The 9,809-nt window shown below is 73.9% G+C and carries 5 protein-coding genes and 2 pseudogenes; 1 reads left to right on the plus strand and 6 read right to left on the minus strand.

The window, feature by feature from the left end:
* The 6 genes and pseudogenes from ACFP3V_RS11340 to ACFP3V_RS11365 form a co-directional block, all read right to left on the minus strand.
* Positions 1–1,106 (minus strand): annotated as a pseudogene (locus tag ACFP3V_RS11340) (MbnB/TglH/ChrH family RiPP precursor modification enzyme); the annotation flags it as partial.
* Complete coding sequence (locus ACFP3V_RS11345) at positions 1,103–2,002, minus strand: TIGR04222 domain-containing membrane protein (protein ID WP_380582614.1); 900 nt, start codon at positions 2,000–2,002, stop codon at positions 1,103–1,105. The gene ACFP3V_RS11345 and the pseudogene ACFP3V_RS11340, both read right to left, overlap by 4 nt.
* A gap of 756 nt (positions 2,003–2,758) precedes the next feature.
* On the minus strand, positions 2,759–5,512 hold the full coding sequence (locus ACFP3V_RS11350) for an alkaline phosphatase family protein (protein WP_380582616.1): 2,754 nt from the start codon (positions 5,510–5,512) through the stop codon (positions 2,759–2,761).
* A gap of 4 nt (positions 5,513–5,516) precedes the next feature.
* Positions 5,517–6,893 (minus strand): ABC transporter permease, encoded by a 1,377-nt coding sequence (locus ACFP3V_RS11355; RefSeq protein ID WP_380582618.1) that lies wholly within the window; start codon positions 6,891–6,893, stop codon positions 5,517–5,519.
* Positions 6,890–7,858: an ABC transporter ATP-binding protein gene (locus tag ACFP3V_RS11360; RefSeq protein ID WP_380582620.1), complete on the minus strand. Its 969-nt coding sequence runs from the start codon at positions 7,856–7,858 to the stop codon at positions 6,890–6,892. Before ACFP3V_RS11360 ends, ACFP3V_RS11355 begins: the two co-directional genes overlap by 4 nt.
* Before the next feature lie 256 nt (positions 7,859–8,114).
* Positions 8,115–8,978 (minus strand): SDR family oxidoreductase, encoded by an 864-nt coding sequence (locus tag ACFP3V_RS11365; RefSeq protein ID WP_380582622.1) that lies wholly within the window; start codon positions 8,976–8,978, stop codon positions 8,115–8,117.
* A gap of 105 nt (positions 8,979–9,083) precedes the next feature.
* On the opposite strand from ACFP3V_RS11365, the pseudogene ACFP3V_RS11370 reads away from it, so the two are divergent.
* Positions 9,084–9,479: pseudogene (locus tag ACFP3V_RS11370) on the plus strand (winged helix-turn-helix transcriptional regulator); the annotation flags it as partial.
* Between the last annotated feature and the right edge of the window lie 330 nt (positions 9,480–9,809).

Genomic DNA, 9,809 nt, shown 5'->3' on the forward strand with positions numbered 1-9,809 from the left:
GCGGCGAACTCGGCGAAACGGCGGGCGTACTCGCCCTCCCCCAGCGCCTCGACCAGCCAGGGGTGGTGCGCGCCCGCCACGGCCGTCCGCTTGACCAGCAGCGCCCGCGCCTGGACGCTGATGCGGTCCCCGTCCCAACCCGGCGGCACCGGTCCCCCGGCCACCAGCGCGGCGAGCAGGTCCGCCTGCGCCGCCCCGAGCGCGGCGCGGCGGCCCGCGCCCGCGCCCCCGCCCGCCGCCCCCGGGGCAGCCGTCATGCCGGGCCTCCCTCNTCAGCCGTCATGCCGGGCCTCCGTCACCGTGCGGCGGATGGCGGCGAGTTCCGCCGCCAGCTCGGCGTCCGGCGGATAGCCGCCGTCGCGCTCCAGCAGCACGCCGGGAAGCGCCGTGCGCGACGCCAGCGCGGCCAGCACCTCCAGGACCGGTTGCCCCACCGGATGGGTGTGGGTGTCGTGCCACACGCCGTCCCGCTCCACGCCCCCGGCCACGTGCACGTAGGCGACGCGGTCCAAGGGCAGGGCGTCCAGCGTCCGTTCCGGATCGAGCCCCACGTTCACCCGGGCGGTGTGCAGGTTGGCGACGTCCAGCAGCAGCAGTGCCCCCGTCCGCTCCGCCAGCTCGCCCAGGAACTGGCCCTCCGTCAACTCCTCGCCCGGCCAGGCCAGCAGCGGTGCGATGTTCTCCAGGGCCAGCGGCACCGGCAGCTGCTGCTGCGCGATCCGGACGTTCTCGGCGACCACCGCGAGCGCGTCCCGGGTGCGCGGCACCGGCAGCAGGTGCCCGGCGTCGAGCCCGCCCGCGCGGGTGAACGCCACATGCTCGCTGACCACGGGCGAGCCCAACGCCTCGGCACAGGCCGCCAGATGGGCCAGCCGCGCCGGGTCGGGGCGCTCGGCCCCGCCCAGCGACAGCGACACCCCGTGCGGAACGACCGCCACACCGCGCGCGCGAAGCGTCCGCAGCGACTCGGGCAGCGCCTCCGGCCGCAGGCCCTCGGCGATGGCCTCCACGAAGTCGACGCCCGGCAGCCGCTCCACGGTGAGGTCGATCTCGGGTCGCCAGCCGATGCCGAAGCCGAGCGCGGGCGGCGTCGCGGCCCCGCTCATCCCCCGCACCCACCGCCGCAACCGCCCCCGCAGCCACCGCCGCCGCCGCAACCGCCCCCGCTGCCACCGGAGTCCGAGGAGCCGGACCCACTGACCGAGCCGTAGAGGGAGGTCCGCAGGGTGGGGTCGGTGACGGCGGGCGCGCCGCCGAGAGCGATGCCGGTCAGCGCGACGGGCATCAGCGGGTCCGCACCCCCGGGCGCGGACCCGCCCGACGCGGTCGCGACCGCGACCGCGTCGCTGTCCTGACTGCGCCAGGCCCGCTGCTGCTCCGCCAGCACGCGGCGACCCGCCGCCGTCGTCCACCGCACCGAGGTGGCGTTGACGACCAGCACCGGCACCGTCACCACGAGCAGGAACACCAGGAAACCTACGGGGCGGCCGAGTTGAACCCCGTTGACCACGCGGGCCACGCCCATCCCGAACACGCCCAGCCCGAGCAGGGTGGTCAGACGCAGGCCGCGGCGGCGGCCCGAGGTGAGCAGCAGGCCGCGGGCGGCCGCGTCGCCGAGAGCGGCGCTGACGGCGGTGCTGCGGCGCGCGTCGCGGCGCAGCCGGGACAGGGTCATGGTCTTGCTGGCCCGGCAGCGGTCGAGCACCCACTGCTGGACCGGATCGGCCGCCGCCGTGCCGGTCGCGGCGATCCGGTGGTCGCGGCTGACGCGCAGCGCGTCGGCGGCGAGCAGCCCGTGGACGGCGGTCTCGACGACGCGGCCGGGGCCGCCCGCGAGCGCGGCGAGGGCGTAGAGGTCGAGGTCGAGCGGGGCGCCGTCCAGCGTCCGCGGCCCGCGGGTCAGTTGACGACGGATCAAGGAGCCGAGCAGGAGTGCGGCGACCAGAGCGGCCGCGTAGACGGCGAGGAACTGCGGGCCGCTGAGGCCCCAAGGCTGGTTCATGACGCCCCCCGAGCGAGTCGAACCGGAGAAGGTGAGCCCCTTCCCCGACGGATACGACCCCCAGCGCGCCACGGTTGCACTCCTGAGCAGGATTTGAGGGACCCTCAGCCCCCCCGCTGCGCGTGCACCGAACAGCCCCGCCCCCCCCCCCCCCCCCGCCCCCCGCCCCGGGCGGAACGTGCCGGCACCGCCGCGCGCCACCCCCCTCCGGCGGCGGCCCCTCGACCCAAGGCAGAGCGATGAGCCGGCCCCAGCGCCGGGTCCGTCCCCACCCCCCGAAGCGGAAAGGCGCCAGCAACTCCCGACCGGGCACCTCACCGGAGGCGAGGCCGTAGCGGCGCAAGCCCCCCGGGGCACAGCACGGGCCCGCCGCCCGAGGCCCCGCCGAAAGCGGGGAGGTGGGGCGAGCGCACCACACAAAAAAAACACCCGGGCCGAACGCCCGCCACCCGCCGAAGGCGGGGAGGGCGGCGGTGCCAACCGGGGCGCCTCGCCGAAGGCGGGGCCAGAGCGGCGCAGGCGAGCCGGGGCACAGCACGGGCCCGCCGCCCGAGGCCCCGCCGAAAGCGGGGAGGTGGGGCGAGCGCACCACCAAAAACACCCGGGCCGAACGCCCGCCACCCGCCGAAGGCGGGGAGGCGGCGGTGCCAACCGGGGCAATCTCACCCGCGGCGAAGCCGGAGCAGCGCAGGGGCCCCGGGGCGCAGCGCGGGGCTGCGGCGCCGGGGCCCCTGCGGGGGGCGGAGTGGGAGGGCGTCAGCCGTCGGTCTCCGTGGAGGGGAGGTAGGCGCCGGGGACGTCGTTGGGGGCGTAGATCTTGGACTCGCCGGGGTAGGGGGTCTTCCAGTTGTGGGTCTCGTACCAGGTCAGGTGGTTCATCTGGGCCGGGTTCGCCCAGTCCGGCACGGCGTTGGGCCCGGTCAGCCGCTGCTGCGTCTTCCACTTGGCCCACTGCGCCGCGATCCCCCGCTGCGCCGCCGGGGGCGTCGTCGTCGCGGGCACCAGCGCCGCCTTCGGGTCCTGCGGGGCGGGCGTGTCCACGCCGCAGCTGGGCGGGGTGGACAGGCCGTCGGTCAGCGATGTGCGGTTCGGCAGCGCCGTGAACGGCGTGTAGTCGGGCTTGTCCGTGAAGGCCGAGGCCATCGGCGTGGCCGCGCTGTCCTTCTGGTTCATCGGGTGGATCCCGAGGATCTGCTCGATGGTCCGGACCATCGTGATCTGCGTGTAGTAGTGGTCGTCCACCACGCCGTGCTGCGCCCACGGGCTGATGATCTGGATCGGCGCCCGGTGGCCGTCCACGTGGTCGAGGCCCGCCTGCGAGTCGTCCTCGACGACGAAGATCGCCGAGTCCTTCCAGTAGGGGCTGTGCGAGATCTCGTCCACGATCCTGCCGGTCGCCAGGTCGTTGTCGGCGACCTGCGCGGCGGGGCTGGCCGGTCCGCCGGTGTGGTCGCTGGAGAGCCAGAACATGTTGAGGTCGGCCGGGCCGTTCTTCTCGAAGTCCTGCTTCCAGATCTGGTACCGGTAGACGTCCGGCACGCTGGTGTCGAACTTCGGGAAGCCGGGCATCGAGACGCTGTTGAGCGACGGGATCGGCGACGAGGAGTTGAGCGTGTAGGCGGTGCCCTGACCGGTCGCGGCCATGGTCTTGGCGTCGCAGTACAGGTTCTGCCAACTCGCCCCGGCCGGCTTGGTCAGGAACTGCTGGAACTCACCGAAGTCGCGGACCGTCCGTCCGGCCGCCTGGGCACCGGACCACAGGAAGCCGGTCCGCTGGTGGCCGAGGGCGTCGTCCTCAGTGTCGTAACTGCGCTGGTACTCGCCCGCGGAGGACTCGGTGTACTCCGGATCGTCCGCCTGCATCAGCCAGTTGTGGCCCTCGGCGGAGTTGGTGCCGATGTCGTAGGTGTTGTCGTAGAGCCCGAACTGCTCGGCCAGCGCGTGCTGGTTGGGCGTGACGTTCTCGCCGAACTGGGCCAGCGCCGGGTCGCCGTTGCCCTTGGCGATGTCGCCGAAGACCTGGTCGTAGGTGCGGTTCTCCTTCACGATCAGGAACACGTGCTTGATCGTCGAGGGGTCGCCGATCCGCGTCGGCACCGGGACCGGCCGGGCGTGGCTCCTGCGGTTCGCCAGCTTGACGGCGCCGGGCGTCCAGCCGTTCTGCTGGAAGACCTTGGCGGTCAGCTCCCGGATCACCCGGTCGCTCGGGAGGGTGAACCGGGTCAGGCTGGACGTCGTGTCGTGGGTGTTGTGCCCGGCGGCCGTCGTGGGCCGGAGGGCGTCGACGCCACGGGTGTTGGAGACCAGCACCTGCCCGCCGACCGTGGTGATCTCGGCCGGGAAGTAGTCCGTCGGCACCAGGCCGACAAAGCTGACCGGCTCCTGCGGGGCGGTGTAGCGGTAGACCGCGACCGCGTTGGCCCGGCCCAGGGTGACCAGCAGGTGGCCGTCGTCGGTGAGGGTGACCGCGTCCGGCTCGTAGCCGACCGAGGCCTCCGGCCACGGCTGCGTGGCGATCGTCTGCACGACCTTGTCCCGGGCGGAGTCGATGACCGAGACGCTGTTGGTGGCGGTGTTGGTGACGAAGACCGCGCGGCCCTTGGCGTAGACGGCCGTCGGGTGCAGGCCCACCTCGATGGTCCCGACGGCCGCGGACGCGTTCGCGGTGTCGATGACGCTGACCGTGCCGGTCGTGGTGGCGCCGGTCGCCGGGTCGGCCGGCACCTGCGTGTTGTAGGAGTTCAGCGTCGCGTCGCCGGGCCGCGCCGGGCGTCCGCCCTCGTTGCTGACGTAGAGCTTCTGGCCGACCAGGGCCAGGCCGCGCGGGGCGTTGCCGACGGCCCAGCTCTGCTTGACCGTTCCGCTGGCCGCGTCTATCGCGACCACCCGGTTCTGGCCGTTCACGGCGGCGTAGACGGTTGCGCCGTCGCCGGAGAAGACGGCGACCGACGCGAGGGCGTGCTTGGCCCCGTCGGCCGGGATCTTCACCGTGGTCGGATTGGCCAGGCTGCCGTCCGGGTTCACCGTGAAGCGGACGTAGCCGTCGGTCTGGCCGAGCCACAGCTGGGTGCCGTCGGGCGAGTAGACCGGGGCCTCCTGGCCGACGGCACCGCCGCTGATGCGCAGGTCGTCGGCGGCGTTCGTGCCGATGCGCTGCTGCACCTGTCCGGTCGTCAGGTCGACCACCACCAGCGCCGCGTCGCCGTCGGCGATCGAGGCGGCCAGGTGGCGGCCGTCGGGGCTGACGGCGGAGGACATGAGCTTGCCGTCGTTGATGACGTTCCGGGTGCCGTAGGGGTCGATGTACTGGTCACTGGAGACGACCTGGCCCCGCGCGGTGACCTGGCCGACCTGCTGGGTGCCGAACTGGTGGGTCGAGGCGGCAGCGGTTCCGGTGGCCACGACGACTGCGGAGATGCAAGCCGTGACCAGCGTCGCCCGGCGGCCGACCCGCCTGCCGAAAAAGACGAAGCTCTCCTTCTCAGCACGCCGACGGCGCGTTACCTGCATGGAGTCATCCCTTCGGGGAAGTTGCGAGCAGTTCGACGCCCGCGTCGAACTGCCACAGGGGGTTGGGTGCGTCCCCGTGGGGGGTGCGCACCAGGAAGTAGCCGTTGACTTCCTTCGGACCGTCGCCGTCGGCCGTGATCCGGCCGTTGGCGGCGACATCGAGCTGGTAGACCGCGTTGCCCGGAGCGGCGGTGCCGGGGAGGTGCCAGGTGACCACGCAGCGCCAGTCGTTGCCGGCGCCGACCGGGTCCACCTGGCCGCCGCTGCGGTCGCACTGCGCGGTGGCGCGCAGCTGCGCCTCGGTGACGGCCGGACGGTGGAGCTGCTCCGTCTGCAGCCGGTACAGGTGGGCGAAGGCCGTGGCCACGGACCGCTCCACCTTGGCCTCGGTGATCCCGTCGGCGGTCCCCGTGGCCGGGACGGCCGACGCGACCGCGCCGAAGGTGACGGCGAGCAGCGCGGCCGGCGGCAGCACCGCCAGGACGACGCCGCGCCGGCCCAGGCCGTCGTCGCTGCCGTTGGTGAAGTCCCGCCGCAGGAACAGCAGTCGGGCCAGCAGCAGCGCGGTCACGGCCCAGGCCAGGCCGACCGCGACGCCGATGAGCAGCTCGTCGAGCCGCGCCGGGGCGGTGAACAGGCCGTTCCAGGAGACGAAGGCGTAGCCCGGCAGGGCGAGCCGGAGCGCCACCGGCAGCGGCAGCATCTGCGCGAGCTGCATGGCCACCGCGACGAAGGCGGGGACGAGCAGGCCCATCGGGCTGCGCCCGAGCACCACGGAGCCGAGCAGGCCGATCGCCGCCAGCGCCAGGGTCGGCGCGAGCGCGGCCGCCCAGGCGAGCAGCACGGCGGCCGCGGCCTGACCTGGCGTCAACTGGTGGCCGTCCAGGCCGACGAGCGGCCGGTCCCCCTCGGTCGCCAGTCCCCCGGCCACGCTGGCCGCCACCAGGCCCGTGACCAGCAGCACCACGACCGTGACGGAGGCGAGGGCCTTGGCCGCGAAGATCCTGCGCGGCGAGCGGACCGCCACGAGCAGGTGCCGCCAGGTGCCGAGCCGGTCCTCGACGGCGAAGACGTCCCCGGCGACCACGGAGGTCAGCAGCGGCAGCGCCCATGACCCGGCGAAGCCGAGGACCACGAGCGGACCGGCCCAGCCGGTGGCGTGCATCCAGCGGCCGAACAGGGTGTCGGTGGGCAGCGTCCCCTGTTGCCCGACCCCGGCGACGAACAGCCCGGGAGCGACCCAGCAGGCCAGCAGGAGCAGCCGGATCCGCCACTGCGAGAGCAACTTGACGAGCTCGAAGCGGTAGGCGCGGCGCAGGGGTGCGGCTTCGAGCGTCTCGGCGGTGCCGAGGTCGGCGGGGGTGTCGGCGGTGACCGTCATCGCGTGGCCTCCTCCTCGTCACGGTCGGTCAGGGCGAGGAAGGCGGCCTCCAACGGCGAGACGACGGGGGCGAGTTCGCGCACCGTCAGTTCCGCCCGCAGCAGTTCCGCGAGCAGCCGCTCGACATCGGCGGTCTCCGCGCGGACCACCAGCGCCTCGGCGCCGCGCCACGGCCGGGCCGTGTCGACGACGGCGACTCCGCCGGCGCCGGCGGCGACCCGGGCTGCCGCCGCGGGGTCGGAGGTGAGCAGCCGGTAGTCGAGTGCCCGGGTCTCCGCGGCCAACTTGGCCAGCGGGCCGGAGAACCGGACCCGCCCGGCGGAGAGGATGGTGACCTCGGAGCAGAGCGCCTCCAGGTCGTCCATCCGGTGGCTGGAGAGCACGACGGTGACGCCCTCGGCCGCGAGCCGGGTCAGCACACCGTGCACATGCTGCTTGCCCGCCGGGTCGAGACCGTTGGCGGGTTCGTCCAGGACCAGCAGGCGGGGCCGTGCGAGCAGGGCGGCGGCCAGCCCGAGCCGCTGGCGCATGCCCAGCGAGAAGCCGCGGGCCCGGTCGTCGGCGACCTCGCTCAGCCCGACCTCGCCGAGCGCCTCGTCCACGCGGACGGCGGTGCGCGGATCGCGGCGACCGCTGCTGGCCAGAGCGGCGAGGGCTTCGAGGTTCTGACGTGCCGTCAGCGAGGGGTACAGGCCGGGTCCGTCGACGAAACCGGCGACGCCGGGGGCGGGCGCGAGCGCCCGGGCCNCCCGGCCGACGGGGCGGCCGAGGACTTCGAGGCTGCCGCCGTCGGCGACAGCGAGCCCGAGCAGGAGGCCGAGCAGGGTCGTCTTGCCCGCTCCGTTGGGCCCCACCAGCCCGTGGATCCGCCCCTGCTCCAGGTCCAGGTCGACGCCGTCGAGGGCGACGACGTCACCGAAGCACTTCGTCGTCCCGCGCGCCCGCACTGCCGGTTGCGTGTCCATAGTCCCTTCCCACCGACCTCACAGGGAGCGTAGGAGGTGACCGGACACAGTCATGGGCAAGCCGTTGAACGACGGCGGAACGGAAGACGGCCGACGCTTCGGCTACGGACATCTGGGGACAGAGTTGACGTCGCGTCACCAGGGGCGAGGGACGCCCCTGGTGACGCGCACTGGGCCCGACAGGTGAAACCTGCGACGAACGGTTCCCCCAGCGAGCCGTTGGCCCAGGCGTGTTGGGCCGGGCGGGCGTCCGGGCTCAGCCGGCGGACGCCAGGGCGGCGGCCACGCTCTCGGCCAGCGGGGTGGTCGGGCGCCCGATCAGGCGGGCGAGGTCGCCGCTACCGCCCTGGAGCAGACCGCGGCGAATGCCGGAGACGTCCACGTCCACCAGGATCTCGGCCACCGGCTGCGGAACCCCGGCACCGGTCAGCACCTGGAGGTACGCCTCCCCGGGGAGCTCGTGGTGGGCGACCTCGCGACCGCTCAGGCGGGACAACTCGGCGGCGTACTCCGCCAGCGTCCAGGCCTCGTCCCCGCTCAGCTCGTAGGCGCGGTTCTCGTGCCCCTCGCCCGTGAGCACCACGGCCGCGGCGGCGGCGTAGTCGGCGCGGGCGGCGGAGCCGATCCGGCCCCCGTCGGTGCTGCCGGCGACGCCGTGCTCGAGCTGGACGGGGATCTGGGCGGTGTAGTTCTCGGTGTACCAGCCGTTGCGCAGGAAGGTGTACGGCAGCCCGGAGTCGAGGATGGCCTGCTCGGTCACCTTGTGCTCGTCCGCGAGCCGGAAGTCGGCGGCGGGTCCGCCGAGCACGCCGGTGTAGACGAGACGGCCGACCCCCGCCGCCTTGGCGGCGTCGATGACGGCCGTGTGCTGGGCGACACGGCGCCCGATCTCACTGCCCGAGATGAGCAGCACGGTCTCCCCCTGGCGGAACGCCCCGTCGAGCGTCTCGGGCCGGCTGTAGTCCGCGACACGCAGCTCGACACCGCGCTCGGCGAGCGGAGCGCCCTTCTCCTTGTCCCGGACGACGGCGGCGACTTCGGTGGCAGGGACGCGGGCCAGCAGCTCGTCGATGACGAGACGCCCGAGCTGACCGGTGGCTCCGGTGACGACGATGGCCATGGTGGTGACTCCTGGGGTGGATGCGGTGCGTGTGCGCCTTTCATCGCTCACCCTAGGAAAGTGACTAACGATTCGGAAGTACCAACTTTCGAGTAAGGTACTGTCATGAGTGAAAGGGTAAAGCAACTGACGGGCGGGCTCCCGGCGGACGTCAACTCCCGGGAGTGCGCGTCGCGCGGCATCCTGGAGCACGTCACCAGCCGCTGGGCGGTGCTCATCCTCGCCGCGCTGCTGGACGGCACCCACCGGTTCAGCGAACTGCGCCGGACGGTGGGCGGGGTGAGCGAGAAGATGCTCGCGCAGACCTTGCAGACCCTGGAGCAGGACGGTCTGGTGCTGCGGGAGGTCCATCCGGTCATCCCGCCGCGTGTCGACTACTCGCTCACCCCCCTCGGCGAGGAGGCCGCCCGCCAGGTCTGGGCGCTCGCCCGTTGGGCGGAGTCCCGCGTCCCCGAGGTGCTCGCGGCGCGAGCGGCGCATGCCGCGCATGCCGCGCATGCCGCGCAAGCGGCGCAAGCGGCGCAGGCGGCAGTACGCCCTACGCGGGCGGCGCAGGCGGCCCAGGCGGCAGTACGCCCCACGCGGGCGGCGCAGGCGGCACAGGCGGTGGCACGACCCACGCGGGGGGCCTGACCGGTTGGCCCCGCCGCCGGCTGAGGCCAGGGCACGGCCGATGGGAGGCCGGGGCCGGGAACCGGGGCCGGGAAGCCGGGGCCGGGAAGCCGGGGCCGGGCCTCCGACTGGAGCGCTCCACGCATGCAACGGCATTCACCGTTGGGCGAGGCGGATGTGCGTGCTGCTGAATGGAAAATCGGGCTGCGGGAGGGCAGG

Source organism: Streptacidiphilus monticola (genome assembly GCF_042658505.1).
GTDB lineage: Bacteria > Actinomycetota > Actinomycetes > Streptomycetales > Streptomycetaceae > Streptacidiphilus > Streptacidiphilus monticola.